Here is a 20,001-nt window from a genome sequence, read left to right as displayed (position 1 = left end):
GCCGACATCGACAGCCGCCGCGAGTACCCCTCGCGGCGGCTGTCGGCGTGAGGTCGTAGGCTGCGTGGACGTAGGGTGTGAACAAGATCGAAGCTATGTGTGAAGCGGCATGCCGTCATGCCCGGCGACGGGGTGAGGGATCGGGCCAGGCGGCGGCCGCTGACCTGCAAGGCGTGTCCCCTGTGGGCAGCCTGTCAAGATCGGTGTAGAACGGGGGGGTGGCGGTCATGACGATGCGTCGGCAGCAGTCCGGTGAACACACGTCCGAGGAGTCCGCCGGGGAGACCCGGTTCGGCTCCTCCACTGCGGTGCTCGACAAGGCGACTCGGGAGAACTTCCCGGTCGCCCCCTTCTTCCTGCCGCCGTACATGCGCCAGGGGCTGATGGCCGTCTACGGCTTCGCCCGGCTGGTCGACGACTCCGGCGACGGCGACCTGCCCGACCCGCGCGGCACCGCCGAGCTGCTGGGCGTCGACTGGCAGCAGGAGCGCGACGAGGCGGCCGAGACGGCCTTCCGGCTGGCGCTGCTGGACGCCCTGGACGCCGACGTGGACGCCGCGTTCGAACGCGTGCTGCGCGGCCGTGGCGAGGGCCCGCGGCACCCGCTGATCGCCGCGCTGGTGCCGGTCATCGACGAGCACGGGCTGACCGTCGAGCCGTTCCGCGGCCTGATCGAGGCCAACCGGGTGGACCAGCGCGTTGCCACCTACCAGACCTTCGACGACCTGATGGGCTACTGCGAGCTGTCCGCCAACCCGGTGGGGCGTCTGGTGCTCCAGTTGGCCCATCTGGCCACCCCGGAGCGCGTCCGCTGGTCCGACGCCGTCTGCAGCGCGCTCCAGGTCGTCGAGCACCTCCAGGACGTCGCCGAGGACCGGGCCAGGGGCCGGGTCTACCTGCCGCAGCAGGACATGAAACGCTTCGGCGTGACCGAACGGGAGCTCGACGCGTCGCACGCGGGAACGGCCCTGCGCGGCCTGGTGCTGTTCGAGGCCGAGCGGGCCCGGGCGCTGCTCGACGAGGGCGCGCCGCTGATCGGCTCGGTCTCCGGACGGCTGCGGGTGCTGCTGGCCGGTTTCTCGGCCGGCGGCTACGCCGCGCTCGGGGCCGTCGCGGCGGCCGGGTACGACGTGCTCGCGGGCGCTCCCAAGGCCGGCAAGGGCCGACTCGCCACGGAGGCGGTGCGTGCCCTGCTGCCCGCCAGGCCGGCGCGGGGGACTCGACCGGCGCACGGGACCGGCGGCGGGGCGGACCGGCACCACGACGCGCTGCGGCGCAAGGAAGCGAAGGGTACGAGGTGAGTCGGCAGACCACGGCGTCCGATCCGGCGGCCGAGCCGCTGTCACCCCAGGTGGCGGCGGCCTACCGGTACTGCGAGGCGGTGACGGGCAGCCAGGCCAAGAACTTCTCCTACGGCATCCGGCTGCTGCCGCTCGCCAAGCGCCAGGCCATGTCCGCGATCTACGCCCTGGCCCGCCGGATCGACGACATCGGCGACGGCAGCTGGTCCGACGCGCGCAAGTTCGAGGAGCTCGGCCGCACCCGGGGCCTGCTGGACCAGATCCGTGAGGGCGCGGTCGAGCCGGAGGACACGGACCCGGTCAAGGTCGCGCTGGCGCATGCCTGCTCGGTCTTCCCCATTCCACTGGACGCCTTCGACGAACTGATCGACGGTATGGAGATGGACGTTCGAGGCACGTCGTACGCCACCTTCGAGGAGCTCCGGCTCTACTGCCGCTGCGTGGCGGGCACCATCGGGCGCCTCTCGCTGTCCGTCTTCGGCTGCACCGACCCCAAGCGCGGTGCCGAGTACGCCGACACCCTGGGCCTCGCGCTGCAGCTGACCAACATCCTCCGCGACGTCCGCGAGGACGCTCTCAACGGCCGGGTCTACCTGCCCGCCGAGGATCTCGCCCGCTACGGCTGCGAGCAGGGCTTCGGCCTGGACACGCCGCCCGCGGAGGCCGACTTCCGTGGCCTGGTCCTCTTCGAGGCGCGCCGCGCCCAGGGGTACTTCGACGAGGGACTGCGGCTGCTGCCGATGCTCGACCGGCGCAGCCGCGCCTGCGTCGGCGCGATGGCCGGCATCTACCACCGGGTCCTGGAGCGGATCATCGCGGAGCCGGAGGCCGTGCTGCGCGGCCGGGTCTCGCTGCCCGGCTGGGAGAAGGCCTATGTAGCACTCTCGGGGCTGGTCGGAGGGCGTACCTCTTGAACAACCGCCCGAACGTGTCCAAGCCGTTTGCCCGCTCGGCGTGGTGGGGAACCACTCGACGCCGCGCGGCGTCGAGGCCGACGCGGGTCGGCGAAGGGGGGTGGCCCGCATGAGCGGCGAGCTGAGGCGCAGCGAAGCAAGCCGAAGCGGAGCGCGGAGTCCGGGCATGAGCGGCGAGCTGAGGCGCGGCGAAGCAAGCCGAAGCGGAGCGCGGAGTCCGGATATCAGCGGGCGGCTCGGCATGCGCAGGGCACTCGTCGTCGGGGGCGGTCTGGCGGGCATCACCGCCGCGCTGCGCCTGGCCGACGCGGGCCTTTCCGTCACCCTGGCCGAGTCCCGGCCCCGGCTCGGCGGTCTGGCGTTCTCGTTCCAGCGCGGCGCGTTGACGGTCGACAACGGCCAGCACGTCTTCCTGCGCTGCTGCACGGCCTACCGGGGCCTGCTGCAGCGGCTCGGCGTACGCGACGAGGTGTGGATCCAGCCGCGCCTCGACGTGCCGGTGCACGACGTCAACACCGGCCGCTCGGGCAGCATCCGCCGCGACCCGCTGCCGGTGCCGCTGCACCTGGGCCGCGGGCTGGTCCGTTACCCGCACCTGAGCCTCGCCGAGCGTGCGGCGACCGGCAAGGCCGCCCTCGCGCTCAAGCAGCTCGACCTGGCCGACCCGGCGCTCGACCAGCAGTCCTTCGGCGAGTGGCTGCGTGCGCACGGCCAGTCCGCGCGGGCCGTCGAGGCGCTGTGGGACCTGGTCGGCGTCGCCACGCTCAACGCCACGGCCGACGAGTCGTCACTGGCGCTGGCCGCCATGGTCTTCAAGACCGGCCTGCTCTCCGACCCGGGCGCCTCCGACATCGGCTTCGCCCGGGTGCCGCTCGGCCGGATCCACGACGACATGGCGCGCGCCGCGCTGGAGCGCGCCGGGGTACGGGTGCTGCTGCGCGCCCGCGCGGTCGAGGTCAAGCCCGACGGCGAGGGCCGTCACATGGTCCAGCTGGAGGGCGAGCGTCTGATCGGCGGTGCCGAGACGATGACCGACCTGGACGCCCTGGTCCTGGCCGTGCCGCAGGACGCCGCCCACGCGCTGCTGCCGCCCGGCTCGCTGGCCGAGCCGGAGAACCTGCTGCGGCTCGGCTACGCGCCCATCCTCAACGTGCACGTCGTCTACGACCGCCCGGTGCTTGACCGGCCGTTCCTGGCCGCGCTCGGCTCGCCGGTGCAGTGGGTCTTCGACCGCACCTCGCACTCCGGGCTCACGGGCCCGGGCCAGTACGTCGCGCTGTCGCAGTCCGCCGCCCAGGCGGAGATCGACCTGCCGGTGGCCACGCTCCGGCAGCGCTACCTGCCCGCCATGGAGCGGCTGCTGCCGCGCGCCCGCCAGGCGGAGGTCACCGAGTTCTTCGTGACGAGGGAGCGCACCGCGACCTTCGCACCCGCGCCCGGCACCGCCCGGCTGCGGCCGGGGGCGCGCACCTTGACCCCGGGGGTCCACCTGGCCGGTTCGTGGACCGCCACCGGGTGGCCCGCGACCATGGAGAGCGCCGTGCGCAGCGGGACGGCCGCGGCTCGTAGCGTCCTGAGGGAGCTGGGATGACCGACGTTCAGACGCAGGCCGAAGAGCAGAACACCACCGAACAGAACGACACCGGGCAGCACGAGCCCAGAGCGAACGGAGAGGGTACGAGCGTGGTAGCGCGCCCCGATCAGGCACCGACGGCGGAGGCAGTCGACGTGCTGTCCCTGCTGGACCACGGCAGGACCCTGTGCACCCCGGTGCTCAGGGAGGCGGTCGCCCGCCTCGCCCCGCCCATGGACGCGGTCTCCGCCTACCACTTCGGCTGGACCGACGCCGAGGGCCGCCCCACCAAGGGCGACAGCGGCAAGGCCGTCCGTCCCGCGCTGGCGCTGCTCTCGGCCCGCGCCGCGGGCGCGTCGGCCACCGTGGGCGTCCCCGGCGGCGTCGCGGTGGAGCTGGTGCACAACTTCTCGCTGCTCCACGACGACCTGATGGACGGTGACGAGACCCGCCGTCACCGGACCACGGTCTGGAAGCTCTTCGGCCCGGCCCAGGCCATCCTGGTCGGCGACGCGATGATGGCGCTGGCCAACCAGATCCTGCTGGAGACGGGCGCGCAGGGCACCGCCACCGCGGTCGACGCCGGGCGCGCGGTGCAGCGGATCACCACCGCCACCCTCAAGCTGATCGACGGTCAGGCCCAGGACCTCTCCTTCGAGCATCGCGACCGGGTCAGCGTCGAGGAGTGCCTGGAGATGGAGGGCAACAAGACCGGCGCGCTGCTGGCCGTCTCCGCCTCCATCGGCGCGGTGCTGGCCGGCATGGACGACAAGGCGGCCGACGCGCTGGAGCGTTACGGCTACCACCTGGGCCTCGCCTTCCAGGCCGTCGACGACCTGCTCGGCATCTGGGGCGAGACCGAGGTCACCGGAAAGCCCAACTTCGGCGACCTGCGCCAGCGGAAGAAGTCCCTGCCGGTCTCCGCCGCGCTGGCCGAGGGCGGCAAGGCCTCCCTGCGTCTGGCCGAGCTGCTCGCGGACGAGGAGGGACGAGGTCACGAGGATGAGGAACAACTTGCGGTGCGCGCAGCGCTGATCGAGGAGGCGGGTGGCCGCGCCTGGACGGCGGAGGAGGCCCGTCGGCAGCACAGCACGGCGTTGGCGGCGCTGGACGAGGTCGCCATGCCCGCCGAGGTGCGGGCCCAGTTCGCCGCGCTCGCCGAGTTCGTTGTGGTTAGGGAGAGGTGACGAAATGACAGGATCCCCGGACGGCCGGCTCGACCCACAGCACGACGCAGAGCCGGCCGCGGAGGGTACCACCGAGAAAACTGCTGCCACCGAGAAGGACAGCCACCAGGTCGCGCGCGAGACACTCGACCGCGCCGTCGACCACCTGCTGGGCCTCCAGGACGAGGCCGGCTGGTGGAAGGGCAACCTGGAGACCAACGTCACCATGGACGCCGAGGACCTGCTGCTCCGTCAGTTCCTGGGCATCCGCACCGAGGAGCAGACGCGCGCCACTGCGGACTGGATCCGTTCGCAGCAGGGGGCGGACGGCACCTGGGCCACCTTCTACGGCGGCCCCTCCGAGCTCTCGACGACGGTCGAGGCGTACGTGGCGCTGAAGCTCGCCGGGGACGACCCGGAGGCGCCGCACATGAAGCGGGCCTCGCGGTGGATCCGTGAGCAGGGGGGAATCGCCGCCACCCGGGTGTTCACCCGGATCTGGCTGGCCCTGTTCGGCTGGTGGCCCTGGGAGCGGCTCCCCGAGCTGCCGCCGGAGGTCATCTTCCTGCCGCGCAACTTCCCGCTGAACATCTACTCGTTCGGTTGCTGGGCGCGGCAGACCATCGTGCCGCTGACGGTCGTCTCGGCGCACCGCCCGGTCCGTCCGGCGCCCTTCGCGCTGGACGAGCTGCACACCGACCCGGCGAACCCTTTCCGCAGCCGTCCGACCGCGCCTGCCTACACCTGGGACGGGTTCTTCCACCGGCTCGACAAGGCGCTGCACTACTACCACCGGATGCCGGTCAAGTCGCTGCGCCGCCTGGCGCTGCAGCAGGCGGCCCGGTGGATCGTGGAGCGGCAGGAGGCCGACGGCTGCTGGGGCGGCATCCAGCCTCCGGCCGTCTACTCGCTGATCGCGCTGCACCTGCTCGGCTACGACCTGGACCACCCGGTGATGAAGGCCGGCCTGGCCGCCTTCGACCGGTTCACCGTCCACACCGACGAGGGCCACCGCTGGATCGAGGCTTGCCAGTCGCCGGTCTGGGACACCTGCCTGGCACTGACCGCGCTGGCCGACGCGGGCCTGCCCGCCGACCACGAGGCGCTGGTCCGCTCGGCCGACTGGCTGCTCGGCGAGGAGGTCGTCCGCCGCGGCGACTGGGCCGTGCAGCGGCCGAGCCTGCCGGCCGGCGGCTGGGCGTTCGAGTTCGACAACGACAACTACCCGGACATCGACGACACCGCCGAGGTGGTGCTGGCGCTCCGCCGGATCGCCCACCCGGAGCCCGGCAAGATCGCCGCGTCGACCCGGCGCGGCGTGGACTGGGTGCTCGGCATGCAGTCCAAGAACGGCGCGTGGGCGGCGTTCGACGTCGACAACACCAGCACCCTGCCGAACAAGCTGCCGTTCTGCGACTTCGGCGAGGTGGTCGACCCGCCGTCCGCGGACGTCACCGCCCACGTGGTGGAGATGCTGGCCGCCGACGGCAAGGCCGGGGACGTCCGGACCCGGCGCGGCATCGACTGGCTGCTCAAGGAGCAGGAGGCGGACGGCTCCTGGTTCGGCCGCTGGGGCACCAACTACGTCTACGGCGTCGGTTCGGTGCTCCCCGCGCTGGTCGCCGCCGGGCTGCCGACCGAGCACAGGGCGATCCGCCGGGCGGTCGCCTGGCTGGAGGAGAAGCAGAACGAGGACGGCGGCTGGGGCGAGGACATGCGCTCCTACCAGGACAAGTCCTGGGCCGGTCGCGGCACCTCGACGGCCTCGCAGACCGCGTGGGCGCTGATGGCGCTGCTGGCGGCGGGGGAGTCCGGCGAGTGCGTCGACCGCGGCGTGCGCTGGCTGGCCGACACCCAGCTGCCCGAGGGCACCTGGGACGAGCCGGAGTTCACCGGGACGGGGTTCCCGTGGGACTTCTCGATCAACTACAACCTCTACCGGCTGGTCTTCCCGGTCACCGCGCTCGGCCGCTACCTGCACGGCACCCCGCACCTGACGCCGAGTGAGGACGCCACGGCCACCGGTGAGGCCGTCGGCCTGCCGGGCCCGGCAGGCGGGCAGGAGGCACCGGTCTCGCGTCGTCTGCTGCCCTCGCTGGCGGGGCGGCGGTTGCGGTGAGACCCGGTCCGGACGCGGGTCCGGATCCCGACCGGCCCGGCGCACCGTCAGGGGATCTCCTGGTGGCGTGTGCGCTGGGCATCGAGGCGCGCGCCCTGCGGGGTGCGCGCCCGGACCGGGGTCTGCGCCTGCGTCCGGTCCTGCACACCGGTATGGGCCCCGCGCGGGCGGAGCACGCCGTGAGGGGGGCGCTCGCCGCGGGGGCGCACGCGCCGTGCGGACTGGTCTTCGCGGGCCTCGGCGCTGCCGTGGTCACGGGAATACGCCCCGCCGACGTCCTGGTCGCCACCGAGGTGCGCGACGATCAGGGCGTGGCCGCACGAACCGACGAGGGCTGGGCCGAGGCGACCGCCGAGGCCCTGCGGGCGGCCGGACTGACGGTGCGTCACGGCGTGCTGCACTCCAGCGACCACGTGGTCAAGGGCGCCGAGCGCGCCCGCCTCGCCGCGACCGGCGTGGTCGGTGTCGACATGGAGACGGCGGCTGCCTTCCGCGCCGTCCCGGAGGTCCTTCCTGACGGCCTGCCGCTGCTGGCCGTTCGCGTCGTCGTGGACACGCCCGAGCACGAGCTGGTCCGACCGGCCACCCTCGTGCACGGCCCTCGCGCGCTGCGCGCGCTCAAGCAGGTCGGGCTGGTGCTCGCGACCTGGCATCCGCAATTCTGCTGAGTTCTGAGTTCTGCTGAGGAGTTCTGCCATGACCGCCGTGTCCCTCGGAATGCCGTCCGTGCCGGTCGAGCCGTTGGCTCCGCGTCGTCAGAGTCGTCAGATCATGGTGGGGAATGTCCCGGTCGGCGGGGGCGCGCCGATCTCGGTGCAGTCGATGACGACGACGGTGACGTCGGATGTGAACGCGACGCTGCAGCAGATCGCGGAGCTGACCGCGTCCGGGTGTCAGATCGTGCGGGTGGCGTGTCCGTCGCAGGACGACGCGGACGCGTTGCCGATCATCGCGAGGAAGTCGCAGATCCCGGTGATCGCGGACATCCACTTCCAGCCGAAGTACGTGTACGCGGCGATCGACGCGGGTTGTGCGGCGGTGCGGGTGAACCCGGGGAACATCCGTCAGTTCGACGACCAGGTCAAGGAGATCGCCAAGCGCGCCTCGGACGCGGGCGTGCCGATCCGGATCGGTGTGAACGCGGGCTCGCTGGACAAGCGGTTGCTGGAGAAGTACGGGCGGGCGACGCCGGACGCGCTGGTGGAGTCGGCGTTGTGGGAGTGCTCGCTGTTCGAGGAGCACGGGTTCCGGGACATCAAGATCTCGGTGAAGCACAACGACCCGGTCGTGATGGTGGCCGCGTACCGGAAGCTGGCGGCGGCGTGTGACTACCCGTTGCACCTGGGCGTGACCGAGGCCGGTCCGGCGTTCCAGGGGACGATCAAGTCGGCGGTGGCGTTCGGCGCGCTGCTGGCCGAGGGCATCGGCGACACGATCCGGGTCTCGCTGTCGGCGCCGCCGGCGGAGGAGATCAAGGTCGGCACGCAGATCCTGGAGTCGCTGGGATTGCGTCAGCGCGGTCTGGAGATCGTGTCCTGCCCGTCGTGCGGTCGCGCGCAGGTGGATGTGTACAAGCTGGCGGAGGAGGTCACCGCCGGGCTTGAGGGCATGGAGGTGCCGCTGCGCGTGGCGGTGATGGGTTGTGTCGTGAACGGTCCGGGTGAGGCGCGTGAGGCCGACCTGGGTGTGGCGTCCGGGAACGGCAAGGGTCAGATCTTCGTGAAGGGTGAGGTCATCAAGACCGTGCCGGAGTCGAAGATCGTGGAGACCCTGATCGAGGAGGCCATGAAGCTGGCCGAGCAGATGCAGGACGCCGGAGTCGAGTCGGGCGTACCCAGCGTCGACGTGCGCTGATCCGGCCCAGGGTCGACACTCCGAGCCAAGGACCTCAAGGAGGAGGAAGCATTCTGCGGCGCCGCGGAGCGCCAAGCCCCCACAGGTACGTACGGAACGAAGGTGAGTCGATGTCCCTCCTCGAGACCATCAGCAGCCCCCGCGACCTGCGCCGGCTGCCGCCGTCCGACCTGCCGCGCCTCGCCGAAGAGATCAGGGAGTTCCTGATCGACGCGATCACCCGATCCGGCGGGCATCTCGGTCCCAACCTCGGCGTGGTCGAGCTGACCATCGCGCTGCACCGGGTCTTCGACTCGCCGGCCGACCGGATCCTCTTCGACACCGGCCACCAGTCCTACGTCCACAAGCTGCTGACGGGCCGTCAGGATTTCGACCGGTTCAAGAACCGCGGCGGTCTCTCCGGCTACCCCTCGCGCGGCGAGTCCGAGCACGACGTGATCGAGAACTCGCACGCCTCCACCGTGCTCGGCTACGCGGACGGCCTGGCCAAGGCCAACCAGCTGCAGGGACGCGAGGACCGCCGCGTGGTCGCGGTGATCGGCGACGGCGCGCTGACCGGCGGGATGGCCTGGGAGGCGCTCAACAACATCGCCGAGGCCGAGGACCGCCCGGTCGTCATCGTCGTCAACGACAACGAGCGCTCCTACGCGCCGACCATCGGCGGGCTGGCCAACCACCTCGCCACGCTGCGCACCAACCTGCGCACCACCCAGAGCTACGAGCGGGTCCTCTCCTGGGGCAAGGAGACGCTGCAACGCACGCCCGTCGTCGGCGGGCCGATCTACGACGCGCTGCACGGCGCGAAGAAGGGCTACAAGGACGCGACCTCGCCCCAGGGCATGTTCGAGGACCTGGGCCTGAAGTACATCGGACCGATCGACGGCCACGACATCGACGCCGTCGAGTCCGCCCTGCGTCGCGCGGCCGGATTCGGCGGGCCGATCATCGTCCACTGTCTGACCGAGAAGGGCCGCGGCTACCGCCCCGCCGAGCTGGACGAGGCCGACCACTTCCACCAGGTCGGCGCGATCGACCCGATCACCTGCGAGCCGCTGCGGCCCTCCACCGGCGTCTCCTGGACCTCCGTCTTCGGCAAGGAGCTGGTCGAGATCGGGCGCGAACGCCCCGACGTCGTGGCCATCACCGCCGCCATGCTGCGGCCGGTCGGCCTGCAGCCGTTCGCCCGCGAGTTCCCGGAGCGGATCTACGACGTCGGGATCGCCGAGCAGCACGCCACCGTCTCCGCTGCCGGGCTGGCGACGGCGGGGCTGCACCCGGTCGTCGCGCTCTACTCGACCTTCCTCAACCGCGCCTTCGACCAGGTGCTGATGGACTGCGCGCTGCACCGGTGCGGCGTCACCTTCGTGCTCGACCGCGCCGGGGTGACCGGCACCGACGGCGCGTCGCACAACGGCATGTGGGACCTGTCGATCCTGCAGGTCGTCCCGGGCCTGCGGATCGCCGCCCCACGCGACGCCGACCAGCTCCGGGCCGAACTGCGTGAGGCGCTCGACGTCACCGACGCGCCCACCGTCGTCCGCTACCCCAAGGCCGAGGTCGGCCCGCCGATCACGGCGGTGGAGCGGATCGGCGGCGTCGACGTGCTGCTGCGCACCGGCCCCGCCGGACGCGCGCCCGAGGTGCTGCTGGTGGCCGTCGGCACGATGGCGACCGCCTGCCTGGACGCCGCCGCCCTGCTGACCGCCGAGGGCATCGGCACCACCGTCGTCGACCCGCGCTGGGTCAAGCCCGTCGACCCCGCCCTGACCGAACTCGCGGCCCGGCACCGGCTGGTGGTCACCGTCGAGGACAGCGGCCGGGTCGGCGGCGTGGGCGCGGCCGTGGCCCAGGCGCTGCGCGACGCCGACCTCGACGTCCCGGCGCGCGAACTCGGCATCCCACAGCGGTTCCTGAGCCACGCCGCACGCGGTGAGATCCTGGACGAGATCGGCCTGACCGGTCCGGGTGTCGCCGCCCAGACGTCCGCCTTCGCCAAGGCCCTGGGCCTTGCGCCGGGCGGTGACTTCCTGACGTCCGACCTGACGTCCGACTTTGTTGGAGGGGACCAGCACCATGGCAGCTGAGACCAGCAGCGCGGCTCCGGCCGACAGCACCGGGGAGCCCGGTGATCCGGCGGGTGGCTTCGACCTCACGGCGCTGCTCGCCGCGCGCGGCGGCGAGCGGTACCGCCTGCACGCGGAGTACCTGAACCACCAGCTGCCGCGCATGCTGCACACCATCGGCTTCGACAAGGTCTACGAGCACGCCAAGGGCGCCTACTTCTACGACGCCGAGGGCAACGACTACCTCGACATGCTGGCGGGCTTCGGCATCTTCGCGCTCGGCCGGCACCATCCGGTGGTCCGTCAGGCGGTGCACCAGGTGATGGACCTGGAGCTGGCCGACCTGACCCGCTTCGACTGCCAGCCGCTGCCGGGCCTGCTCGCGGAGAAGCTGCTCACCCACGCCCCGCACCTGGACCGGGTGTTCTTCGGCAACAGCGGCACCGAGGCGGTCGAGACCGCGCTCAAGTTCGCCCGCTACGCCACCGGCAGGCCCCGCGTCCTCTTCTGCGAGCACGCTTTCCACGGCCTGACCACCGGTTCGCTCTCGGTCAACGGCGAGGAGGGCTTCCGCAAGGGCTTCGCCCCGCTGCTGCCGGACACCGCGATCCCGCTGGGCGACCTGGAGCGGCTGGAGCGCGAGCTGCAGAAGGGCGATGTGGCCGCGCTCATCGTCGAGCCGATCCAGGGCAAGGGCGTCCACGCCACACCGGACGGCTATCTGCGCGCCGCGCAGGACCTGCTGCACAAGCACAAGGCGCTGCTGATCGCGGACGAGGTGCAGACCGGCGTCGGCCGCACCGGCGACTTCTTCGCCTACCAGCACGAGGACGGCGTCGAGCCGGACCTGGTGTGCGTCGCCAAGGCACTCTCCGGCGGCTACGTCCCGGTCGGTGCGACGCTGGGCAAGGAGTGGATCTTCGAGAAGGTCTACTCGTCCATGGACCGGGTGCTGGTCCACTCGGCGAGCTTCGGCTCCAACGCCCAGGCCATGGCGGCGGGGCTGGCCACGCTGCACGTCTTCGAGGACGAGCAGGTGGTGGCCAACGCCCGCCGCGTGGGCGACCTGTTCCGGGAGCGGCTCGCGGCGCTGATCCCGAAGTACGAGATGCTGGCCGACGTGCGCGGTCGCGGCCTGATGATCGGCATCGAGTTCGGCCGCCCGCAGTCGCTCAAACTGCGCACCGGCTGGACCGCGCTGCAGGCGGCTCGGAAGGGCCTCTTCGCGCAGATGGTGGTCGTCCCGCTGATGCAGCGGCACCGGATCCTGACCCAGGTCTCCGGCGACCACCTCGAAGTGATCAAACTGATCCCGCCGTTGACCATCGGCGAGGCGGAGGTCGACCGTTTTGTCGACGCCTTCACCGACATCATGGACGAGGCGCACAGCGGCACCGGGCTGATGCGCGACTTCGGCAAGACCCTGATCAAGCAGGCCGTGGCCGCGCGCTGACGGCCCTCGTCCTGTCGTGATCGAGGCCGACCCGGATCAGACCTCCAGGTCGGCCTCGAGCTTGCGCATCAGGTGGCGGGCCATGGCCAGGTTGGCGCGCTGCCGGTCGAGCGCGAGGTAGAGGAAGATGCCCTGGCTGCCCTTGTGGGTCAGCGGGCGGATGATGTGGTACTGGCCGGTGAGCGTGATGAGGATGTCCTCGATCGCTTCGTTGTGGAGATTGAGCATCTCCATCGTCCGCATCTTCGCCCGCACCACATCGGTGTTGCCGGCCGCCGCGACATTCAGGTCGAGGTCTTTCCCTGACCCCAGAGTCCCGAGTGCCAGACCGCTGTTGTAGTCGACGATCGCGACGCCGACGGCGCCTTCGATGGACATTGCATCCTTGAGTGCCGTTTCCAAGTTCGCCATGCGGTGACTCTAGGAGCGACATTCGAAGACAACGGCGATATGTCAATATCCGATCGGAATTGACCGCTTGTTCTGGTGATCGAGATCACGTGCCTTCGGAAGCGTCACCGACACGCTGTCGGGCTTCCGGCCGCGGAGGAAGCGGCGCTCTCTCCAGACCTGGCGCATCCGCTCGTCGGTGCTTTCGACGACCGGCTCGAAGAGCGGCAGTGCCAGCAGCACCAGTGCGCCGGCGGCCCAGCCGGCCAGCACGTCGGTGGTCCAGTGGGTGCCCAGGTAGAGCGTGGTGAGGCCGATGGAGAAACCCATCCAGCCGGCCAGCAGGGCGCCGATGCGGCGCCAGCGAGTCGCCAGGTAGGCGACGATCCCCCAGGTGACCACGGCGTTGGCGGTGTGCCCGGACGGGAATATGCCGCCGCCGAGGAAGATCTCGTTCGATCCGTAGACGTGCGCGTAGTGCGGGCCGAGACGGCCCGTGGCTATCTTGACCGCTCCCACCGACATGTTGAGCAGCACGAGCGAGACGCCCAGCACCAGCAGCGGCCGCCAGGACTTCTGCCGCCAGCAGCGCCAGGTGAGCCAGGCCGACACCACGATCGCGGACGGCCCGCGCTGCCCGGCGATGACGTAGTAGTTCAGGAAGTTCAGGACGGCAGGCCAGTGCATGTACGGCTTGAAAGCCATCACCTCCCAGTCCAGTGCGACCAGACGGGAGGTGGTGAAGACGGCGACGATCACCGTCGCGTAGGCGACGGCCGTGACGGCGAAGAGGATCTTGTGGGTGCGACTGAGCGGCCGCCAGCGCGGTTCACGACTGGTCGGCTGTTCGGCGGCTCGCTCATGTGGTCGCTCAGCCCGTTCGAGCAGGGCGACCTCGGTCCTCTGGTTACGCACCCCTTCGACGTTACAGTGTTTCGGGTTGAGCCCTGCCGGGGTCGACGCCTTCGTGACAACCATGTGACCTGTTGGTTTGTCGGATCTGAATAAGCGTCGCCGTTTTTGATGAACTGATGTGATCTAGCTCATCGTTGTTCCCCAAGCGGTTTGCGATGTTCCTCTCGCGGGCACCTCGGCCGGAAAGCAGGATGAACAATTCCGGTCGCCGGCGCTTTCCGGACAGGCCGGTTCAGGCCAGCCCGGCGTTGAGGGTCAAACCCCCGTCGAGGACCAGCGTCTGACCGGTGATCCACGCCGCCTGCTCGGACAGCAGGAACGCGATCGTGCCGCCCACGTCCTCCGGCTCGCCCAGGCGTCCCAGCGGATACGCCTTGACCACCTGCTCCTCGTGCCCCGCGAACAGCGCCTCGGCGAACTTGGTCCGCACGACGGCGGGCGCAACCGCGTTGACGCGCACGGTGGGTGCCATCTCGTAAGCGAGTTGCTGCGTCAGCTGCACCAGCGCGGCCTTGCTCGCGCCGTACATTCCGATCCCCGGCGCGGGCCCGAGCGCGCTGATCGAGGAGACGTTGACAATCGCCCCGCCGTGTTCCCGCATCGACGCGGCGTGCACCAACTGCACCCAGCCGAGCGTCGAGACGAGGTTGATGTCGAGGATCTTGCGAGCGGCGTCGAGGTCGAGATCGACCATGTTGCCGAAGACTGGATTGGTACCGACGTTGTTGACGAGGTGGTCGATTCGCCCGAACGCGTCCATGGCCCGGCCGACGGCTTCCTCGCGGTGCGCGGCGTCGTGGCTCTTCCCGGCCACGCCGAGCGCGTACGCGCTGCCGCCGAGCGCGGCGACCGCCTCGTCCAACGAGGCGGCGTCCCGCCCGGTGAGGACGACCCGGTCCCCACGCGCGACGAGCGCCTGCGCCGCCGCAAACCCGATGCCCCGGCTGCCGCCGGTGACGAGCGCGACCTTTCCGGTGGGGGAGGGAGTGGTCATGAGGGTTCCTTCTGTCTAGGAGAGTGAGTTGCAGAGCCCCCAGGGGCGCGAGGAACTGCGCGACAAGCCACCGCGAGTGGTGTGTCGCTGATCGAGCAGGGCCATCCGCACTGGGTGGTTGCTCGCGCCCGCGCGCCGGAGGCGCACATCAGCAGAGCCCCGCGCCCCCGGTAGCGCAGCTACTTGTCGGAGCGAAGCCGACGGCTAGTCGAGAGGCCCGCCGGCCACGTAGACGACCTGGCCGGAGACAAAGCCCGCGCCCTCGCTCACCAGGAAGGAGACGGTGTGGGCGATGTCGTCCGGCACGCCCACCCGCTGGACCGGGATCATGCTGGCGGCAGCCGCCTTGAACTCCTCGAAGCCCATGCCGACGCGCTCCGCCGTCGCCGCCGTCATGTCCGTGGCGATGAAGCCCGGGGCGACCGCGTTAGCGGTGACGCCGAACTTGCCCAGCTCCTTGGCGAGGGTCTTGGTGAAGCCCTGCAGGCCCGCCTTGGCGGCCGAGTAGTTGGCCTGGCCGCGGTTGCCCAGCGCGCTGCTGGAGGAGAGGTTGACGATGCGTCCGTAACCGGCGTCCACCATGTGCTTCTGGCAGGCCTTGGACATCAGGAACGCGCCCTTGAGGTGCACGTTCATCACGGTGTCCCAGTCCGACTCGGACATCTTGAACAGCAGGTTGTCGCGCAGCACACCGGCGTTGTTGACCAGCACGGTCGGCGCGCCCAGCTCCGCCGCCACGCGCTCGACCGCCGCGGCGACCTGCTCGCCGTTGCTGACGTCCGCGCCGACAGCGATGGCGCGGCCGCCCGCAGCGGTGATCTTCTCGACGGTGTCCTTGCCCGCGGCCTCCTCCAGGTCGACCACGGCGACGGCGAAGCCGTCCGCCGCGAGGCGGATCGCGGTGGCGGCGCCGATGCCGCGCGCGGCTCCGGTGACGATGGCGACGCGGTTCTGCTCGGTCATGGGATGCGTTCTCCTGACGAGAGGTGAGAAGGGTGGTGAGGGAAGCAAGAGAGACAAGCGAGAGGTGTCGCGCGGTGCGGTCAGCCGGCGGTCTTCCCCGACAGCGTGTCGAGGGCCAGTGCGACCAGCGGCGGGACCATCGCGCCCAGGTGCGAGAAGCCGTCGCCGACGGTCTTGCCCTGGATGAAGCGGAAGTGGATCCCCTCCGCGATGATCGCCAACTTGTACTGGGCGAACGCGGTGTACCAGGGGAGCGGGGTCAGATCGAGCCCGGTGGTCGCGGCATAGCGGTCGACCAGTTCGTCCATGCCAGGAAAGCCCAGCTCGGGGCTGACCGCTCCGGCGACCGGGTTGCCCGGCATCGTCCCGGCGATGTCCCAGTACACCTTCATCAGGCCGACGTCGGCGAGCGGGTCGCCGAGGGTGGCCATCTCCCAGTCGAGGACCGCGGCGATGGTGTCGTCGGCCGCGGCGATGGTGTTGTCCAGGCGGTAGTCGCCGTGCACGATCACGGCCCGCTGGCTGCTCGGGACGCCCTCGCTCAGGCGCTGCTGCAGCTCCTCCATCCCCGCGATGTCGCGGCTGCGGGAGCCTTCGAACTGGCGGTGCCAGCGGGACACCTGCCGCTCCAGGTAGCCCTCGGGCTTGCCGAAGTCGGCGAGGCCCACCGAGGCGGGGTCGACCGCGTGCAGCTCGGCCAGCACGTCGATCAGCCGGAAGGAGAGGTCACGGGCCCGCTCCCGGCCGAGACCGGCCGCGTCCTCGGCGGTGCGGTAGACGGTGCCCTCCACCTCGTCCATCAGATAGAAGGGAGCGCCGATCACCTCCGGGTCGTCGCAGAGCAGGTGCACGCGGGGGACCGGTACGGCGGTGTCCGCGAGCGCCGCGATGACCCGGTGTTCGCGGGACATGTCGTGGGCCGTGGCCAGCACGTGGCCGAGCGGCGGGCGGCGCAGGACCCAGCGGCGGTTGCCGTCGGTCAGGCGGTAGGTGAGATTGGACTTCCCACCGGAGATCAGCTCGGCCTCAAGCGGCCCGGTCCCGAGGCGGTCGCGCAGGCGGTCCAGATCCAGCCCCGGTGGCGTCGGAGTGCTCATGCCGGTCACCATACCGACTAGTAGGTATGGGGGCTAGAGTGGCTCGCACCACCTTGACGTCCGGCGTGACGTCGGGATCGGGCCGATCCGAATCGGTGACCGTGCCGGTCGAATTCAGCCCCGGGAAGGCTGGCTTCGTACACACGATGTACAGATCCGGCGACACAGGATCCACAGATCCTGCGATACACGAACAGATGAAACCGAGCAGACGAGTAGAAGGGGGAGGGCGCCGATGGCCCAGGTCGACATGGCGGTCCCCGTCCAGGAGCGACTGCTGGCGGCGGCAAGCAGCCTCTTCGCGGAGCGCGGATTCGCGCCCACCTCGGTCCAGGAGATCGTGGAGCTGGCCGGGGTCACCAAGGGTGCGATGTACCACTACTACTCGTCCAAGGACGACCTGCTCCAGCAGATCTACACCCGGCTGCTCAACCTCCAGTCGGAGCGGCTCGACGCCGTCGTCGCCCGCGACGTCTCGGTTGACCTGCGGCTTTCCGACGCTGCTGCCGACGTCGTGGTGACCACGTTGGAACACCTCGACGACGCGATGGTCTCCTGGCGGTCGATGCACATGCTTCCCCCCGACCGGTTGGCGCAGGTGCGCGCGGACCGTCGGAGGTACCACGAACGGTTCCGTGCACTGATCGAGCAGGGCCAGTCCGAGGGCGTATTCCGAGGCGACGTCTCGGCGGATCTGGTGACCCATCAGTTCTTCGGCGGAGTTCATCATCTCGGCAGTTGGTACCGCGTGGATGGGGAGTTGACGCCGGTGGCGATCGGCGCTGCCTTTGCCGAGCTTTTGCTTCGGGGCTTGCAACCGTCCTGACCCGACCACTCCGGATCGACTCGGATCACGATTGGATCGCAGCTCTCTGCGCCATGTCGCCTTGGTCTGTCTGGTTTGTATAGTGTCCGCCAGCAGCCGACGGCTGTCCGGCGGAAACTGTCCGTACACAGGACCCCCACACGGTACCTGCCCGCGGTTTCGCCGATCACGATCCGTACGCGCCCACCCACAGGGGCTTCAGCGTCGGTGGAACTAATCAGGACGGTCCTATGGTGCTGGGGGATATCGACATGACGGGTACGCCGATCCGCTTGTCCCAGTCGCCAGGTCAGCTGATCCGCATAGCCCAGCAGGTCCACACGCGACTGTGGACCGAGCACGTCGGATCGGATCTGACCGCTCCCCAGTACGCCGCGCTGATCGCCCTGGCTCTCGAGCCCGGTGCGGACCAGCGAACGGTGGGGGAGCGCGCCTCCTTGGACAAGGCGACCATGGCCGAAATGGTCGGTCGCCTGGTTCGACGCGGCCTGGTACTACGTCGACGCGACCCGGCAGACGGTCGCCGCAAGCTGCTCACTCTCTCTCCCCACGGCGAGCAGGTGATGCACGACGCCTCCGTCGGCGTCGCCGTCGTCCAGCGTGAACTGCTGGTCCCGCTCGAGGAGTCGGAGCGCTCCGAGCTGATGATGGCGCTGGCCCGGATGGCTCGGATGGAGAACCTGGCGCTGGAGACCATGGTGGACGCACGTCCGCTGCTGGACGCTCCGCGCGTCATCGGTTACCTGATCCGGGTGGCCCAGCAGGTCCACACCCGGTTCTGGACCGAGCTGGTCTCCGGTGAACTCACCGCGCCCCAGCACGCCGTCCTCGACGCGCTCTCCGTCGAGCCGGACATCGACCAGCGCACGGTCGGCGAGCGCACCTCGCTCGACAAGGCGACCATGGCCGAGCTCATCAGCCGTCTGGTCCGACGCGGCCTGGTGCTGCGCCGGCGTGACCCGGCCGACGGCCGCCGCAACCTGCTCGCGCTGGCCCCGGCCGGCGCCCGTCTGCTGGAGGAGGTCTCGCCCGGCGTCGCCGAGGTCCAGTCACGCCTCCTTACGCCGCTGGACGAGGGCGAGCGGACCCGCGCGCTCTTCCTGCTCGCACTCACCGCGCGTCTCGCCGAGCGCTGACGGGCTGTGAGCCCGGACACAGCGGTCCGACCGTCAACGATCGCCGATAGTTGATCGTTTACCCGGTTCCGTGCCTGTCGACGACCGCCTTCTCCCTCGGGAGGAGGCGGTCGTTTCTTCATACCCCCGCCGTTCACGCAGGCCTTACACCGTGCGGAGGGTGGCTCGCCGGCGAGGTATGCCGTCGCCGGAACGCCCGGCCGCGGGCCTGCCACTACGGAGCCGCCTAGTAGAAGGCCCGTTGAAATCGCGAGAATCGGCTTGCTATCAATGGCGTTGTCGCAACGGCGGTCCTGCCTCGCAGGGCTGCCCGTACACCGGCACGAGCCCTGAACCGGCGTGCCAATGGCGCCGTCCGGCTTCGCAGCGCACCTGTCCCGTGCTGCGGAGCAGAGGCGGACGCGCCTCCAGCCAACGGATTGAGAGCTCGCTTCTCCATGCCTCCCACGCTTCCTTTCGGCCTGCGCAAGCGCGGTGTCGCCGTCGCCTCCTCCGTCGTGGCCGTCGGCCTCGCCGCGGGCGTCGCGGTCGCCCTGCCCGGCAACGGCGCGAGCAGCGTGGTCGCCGAGCCCAACGCCCGCGCCGCGGTCACCAGCGCCGGCGTGCAGGCCCAGCAGCAGGCGGCTGCGGCGAAGGCGGCCGCAGCGGCCAAGGTCGCTGCCGCCAAGGCGGCCGTCGAGAAGGCAGCGGCGGCCAAGGCTGCGGCCGAGAAGGCCGCCGCGGAGAAGGCTGCGGCACAGAAGGCCGCCGACCGTGCGGCGGCGGATGCGGCGGCCGCGGCCAACCGGTCCGTGGAGCGGGCCCGGCTGGCCCAGGCGGCCCCGAAGGCCACTCCCCAGGCCGCTCCGCAGACGCAGCAGCCCCAGCAGCCGGCCCCGGCCGCGCCGAGCGGCACCCCGCAGGAGATCGCCGCGCAGATCGTCCCGGCGGACCAACTGGCCTCGTTCGACCAGATCATCTCCCACGAGAGCGGCTGGAACGTCACCGCGACCAACCCCTCCTCCGGCGCGTACGGCCTGGCACAGGCGCTCCCGGGCTCCAAGATGGCCTCGGCGGGCCCCGACTGGCAGACCGACGCGGCCACGCAGATCCGCTGGGCGCTTGGCTACATGGACGCCACCTACGGCAGCCCGAACCAGGCCTGGGCCTTCTGGCAGGCCAACGGCTGGTACTGAACGGTTGCCGTGAGCTGCCGCCACAGGCAGCCGCCGTGCCCCGCGCCCTTTCGTGGTGCCCA

General features: G+C 70.8%; 17 protein-coding genes. 12 read left to right on the top strand and 5 right to left on the bottom strand.

Going from position 1 to position 20,001, the window contains the following annotated elements:
- Nucleotides 1-233 precede the first annotated feature (233 nt).
- The 9 genes from hpnC to I2501_RS18970 all read left to right on the top strand — a co-directional run bounded on the left by hpnC (nucleotide 234) and on the right by I2501_RS18970 (nucleotide 12,443).
- Nucleotides 234-1,301, top strand: a complete 1,068-nt coding sequence (gene hpnC / locus I2501_RS19010; RefSeq protein ID WP_196195428.1) for a squalene synthase HpnC — start codon at nucleotides 234-236, stop codon at nucleotides 1,299-1,301.
- Complete coding sequence (gene hpnD / locus I2501_RS19005) at nucleotides 1,298-2,215, top strand: presqualene diphosphate synthase HpnD (RefSeq protein WP_328806462.1); 918 nt, start codon at nucleotides 1,298-1,300, stop codon at nucleotides 2,213-2,215. Before hpnC ends, hpnD begins: the two co-directional genes overlap by 4 nt.
- Nucleotides 2,216-2,456: 241 nt before the next feature.
- Nucleotides 2,457-3,806 (top strand): hydroxysqualene dehydroxylase HpnE, encoded by a 1,350-nt coding sequence (hpnE, locus tag I2501_RS19000; RefSeq protein WP_196195274.1) that lies wholly within the window; start codon nucleotides 2,457-2,459, stop codon nucleotides 3,804-3,806.
- Nucleotides 3,803-4,975 carry a polyprenyl synthetase family protein gene (locus I2501_RS18995; protein ID WP_196195273.1) on the top strand — a complete coding sequence of 391 codons (1,173 nt, stop codon included), beginning with the start codon at nucleotides 3,803-3,805 and terminating at the stop codon, nucleotides 4,973-4,975. Before hpnE ends, I2501_RS18995 begins: the two co-directional genes overlap by 4 nt.
- A 4-nt stretch (nucleotides 4,976-4,979) precedes the next feature.
- Nucleotides 4,980-7,073 (top strand): squalene--hopene cyclase, encoded by a 2,094-nt coding sequence (gene shc / locus I2501_RS18990; RefSeq protein WP_196195272.1) that lies wholly within the window; start codon nucleotides 4,980-4,982, stop codon nucleotides 7,071-7,073.
- Nucleotides 7,074-7,135: 62 nt separating this feature from the next.
- Nucleotides 7,136-7,741, top strand: a complete 606-nt coding sequence (locus I2501_RS18985) for a phosphorylase family protein (RefSeq protein WP_196195271.1) — start codon at nucleotides 7,136-7,138, stop codon at nucleotides 7,739-7,741.
- Between the two features lie 28 nt (nucleotides 7,742-7,769).
- Nucleotides 7,770-8,927: a flavodoxin-dependent (E)-4-hydroxy-3-methylbut-2-enyl-diphosphate synthase gene (ispG, locus tag I2501_RS18980; protein WP_196195270.1), complete on the top strand. Its 1,158-nt coding sequence runs from the start codon at nucleotides 7,770-7,772 to the stop codon at nucleotides 8,925-8,927.
- A gap of 110 nt (nucleotides 8,928-9,037) precedes the next feature.
- On the top strand, nucleotides 9,038-11,011 hold the full coding sequence (gene dxs / locus I2501_RS18975; protein WP_196195269.1) for a 1-deoxy-D-xylulose-5-phosphate synthase: 1,974 nt from the start codon (nucleotides 9,038-9,040) through the stop codon (nucleotides 11,009-11,011).
- Nucleotides 11,001-12,443, top strand: coding sequence for an aspartate aminotransferase family protein (locus tag I2501_RS18970; protein WP_196195268.1), 1,443 nt, complete (start codon nucleotides 11,001-11,003; stop codon nucleotides 12,441-12,443). Before dxs ends, I2501_RS18970 begins: the two co-directional genes overlap by 11 nt.
- 36 nt (nucleotides 12,444-12,479) lie before the next feature.
- Here the strand turns inward: I2501_RS18970 and I2501_RS18965 are convergent, their stop codons facing one another.
- The 5 genes from I2501_RS18965 to I2501_RS18945 all read right to left on the bottom strand — a co-directional run bounded on the left by I2501_RS18965 (nucleotide 12,480) and on the right by I2501_RS18945 (nucleotide 16,802).
- Nucleotides 12,480-12,854, bottom strand: a complete 375-nt coding sequence (locus I2501_RS18965; RefSeq protein ID WP_196195267.1) for a hypothetical protein — start codon at nucleotides 12,852-12,854, stop codon at nucleotides 12,480-12,482.
- A gap of 42 nt (nucleotides 12,855-12,896) precedes the next feature.
- The gene (locus I2501_RS18960; protein WP_328806461.1) at nucleotides 12,897-13,748 is read right to left on the bottom strand and encodes a phosphatase PAP2 family protein; all 852 of its coding nucleotides are present in this window, start codon (nucleotides 13,746-13,748) and stop codon (nucleotides 12,897-12,899) included.
- Nucleotides 13,749-13,980: 232 nt separating this feature from the next.
- On the bottom strand, nucleotides 13,981-14,742 hold the full coding sequence (locus tag I2501_RS18955) for an SDR family oxidoreductase (protein WP_196195265.1): 762 nt from the start codon (nucleotides 14,740-14,742) through the stop codon (nucleotides 13,981-13,983).
- A 204-nt stretch (nucleotides 14,743-14,946) separates the two neighbouring features.
- The gene (fabG, locus tag I2501_RS18950) at nucleotides 14,947-15,705 is read right to left on the bottom strand and encodes a 3-oxoacyl-ACP reductase FabG (RefSeq protein ID WP_196195264.1); all 759 of its coding nucleotides are present in this window, start codon (nucleotides 15,703-15,705) and stop codon (nucleotides 14,947-14,949) included.
- A gap of 80 nt (nucleotides 15,706-15,785) precedes the next feature.
- The gene (locus I2501_RS18945) at nucleotides 15,786-16,802 is read right to left on the bottom strand and encodes a phosphotransferase family protein (RefSeq protein WP_196195263.1); all 1,017 of its coding nucleotides are present in this window, start codon (nucleotides 16,800-16,802) and stop codon (nucleotides 15,786-15,788) included.
- Nucleotides 16,803-17,037: 235 nt separating this feature from the next.
- On the opposite strand from I2501_RS18945, the gene I2501_RS18940 reads away from it, so the two are divergent.
- The 3 genes from I2501_RS18940 to I2501_RS18930 all read left to right on the top strand — a co-directional run bounded on the left by I2501_RS18940 (nucleotide 17,038) and on the right by I2501_RS18930 (nucleotide 19,939).
- Entirely contained in the window at nucleotides 17,038-17,628 is a 591-nt protein-coding gene (locus I2501_RS18940; RefSeq protein ID WP_196195262.1) for a TetR/AcrR family transcriptional regulator, read from the top strand.
- A gap of 230 nt (nucleotides 17,629-17,858) precedes the next feature.
- Nucleotides 17,859-18,764, top strand: coding sequence for a MarR family winged helix-turn-helix transcriptional regulator (locus I2501_RS40635; RefSeq protein ID WP_196195261.1), 906 nt, complete (start codon nucleotides 17,859-17,861; stop codon nucleotides 18,762-18,764).
- Nucleotides 18,765-19,201: 437 nt separating this feature from the next.
- Complete coding sequence (locus I2501_RS18930) at nucleotides 19,202-19,939, top strand: aggregation-promoting factor C-terminal-like domain-containing protein (RefSeq protein ID WP_196195260.1); 738 nt, start codon at nucleotides 19,202-19,204, stop codon at nucleotides 19,937-19,939.
- Nucleotides 19,940-20,001: the final 62 nt, after the last annotated feature.

Origin of the sequence: Streptacidiphilus fuscans (genome assembly GCF_015690355.1) — a bacterium.
GTDB classification, from domain to species: Bacteria; Actinomycetota; Actinomycetes; order Streptomycetales; family Streptomycetaceae; genus Streptacidiphilus; species Streptacidiphilus fuscans.
Note: the sequence above shows the minus strand (reverse complement) of the source record. Positions and strands in the feature narration are given on the sequence as shown.

Bases quoted from the DNA above. Each gene is read 5' to 3' on its own strand.
- I2501_RS40635 (WP_196195261.1), top strand. From the start codon at position 17,859: ATGGTGCTGGGGGATATCGACATGACGGGTACGCCGATCCGCTTGTCC.
- I2501_RS18940 (WP_196195262.1), top strand. From the start codon at position 17,038: ATGGCCCAGGTCGACATGGCGGTCCCCGTCCAGGAGCGACTGCTGGCG.
- I2501_RS18995 (WP_196195273.1), top strand. From the start codon at position 3,803: ATGACCGACGTTCAGACGCAGGCCGAAGAGCAGAACACCACCGAACAG.
- I2501_RS18945 (WP_196195263.1), bottom strand. From the start codon at position 16,802: ATGAGCACTCCGACGCCACCGGGGCTGGATCTGGACCGCCTGCGCGAC.
- dxs (WP_196195269.1), top strand. From the start codon at position 9,038: ATGTCCCTCCTCGAGACCATCAGCAGCCCCCGCGACCTGCGCCGGCTG.
- hpnC (WP_196195428.1), top strand. From the start codon at position 234: ATGCGTCGGCAGCAGTCCGGTGAACACACGTCCGAGGAGTCCGCCGGG.
- ispG (WP_196195270.1), top strand. From the start codon at position 7,770: ATGACCGCCGTGTCCCTCGGAATGCCGTCCGTGCCGGTCGAGCCGTTG.
- hpnE (WP_196195274.1), top strand. From the start codon at position 2,457: ATGCGCAGGGCACTCGTCGTCGGGGGCGGTCTGGCGGGCATCACCGCC.
- I2501_RS18955 (WP_196195265.1), bottom strand. From the start codon at position 14,742: ATGACCACTCCCTCCCCCACCGGAAAGGTCGCGCTCGTCACCGGCGGC.
- fabG (WP_196195264.1), bottom strand. From the start codon at position 15,705: ATGACCGAGCAGAACCGCGTCGCCATCGTCACCGGAGCCGCGCGCGGC.
- I2501_RS18970 (WP_196195268.1), top strand. From the start codon at position 11,001: ATGGCAGCTGAGACCAGCAGCGCGGCTCCGGCCGACAGCACCGGGGAG.
- shc (WP_196195272.1), top strand. From the start codon at position 4,980: ATGACAGGATCCCCGGACGGCCGGCTCGACCCACAGCACGACGCAGAG.
- I2501_RS18965 (WP_196195267.1), bottom strand. From the start codon at position 12,854: ATGGCGAACTTGGAAACGGCACTCAAGGATGCAATGTCCATCGAAGGC.
- I2501_RS18930 (WP_196195260.1), top strand. From the start codon at position 19,202: ATGCCTCCCACGCTTCCTTTCGGCCTGCGCAAGCGCGGTGTCGCCGTC.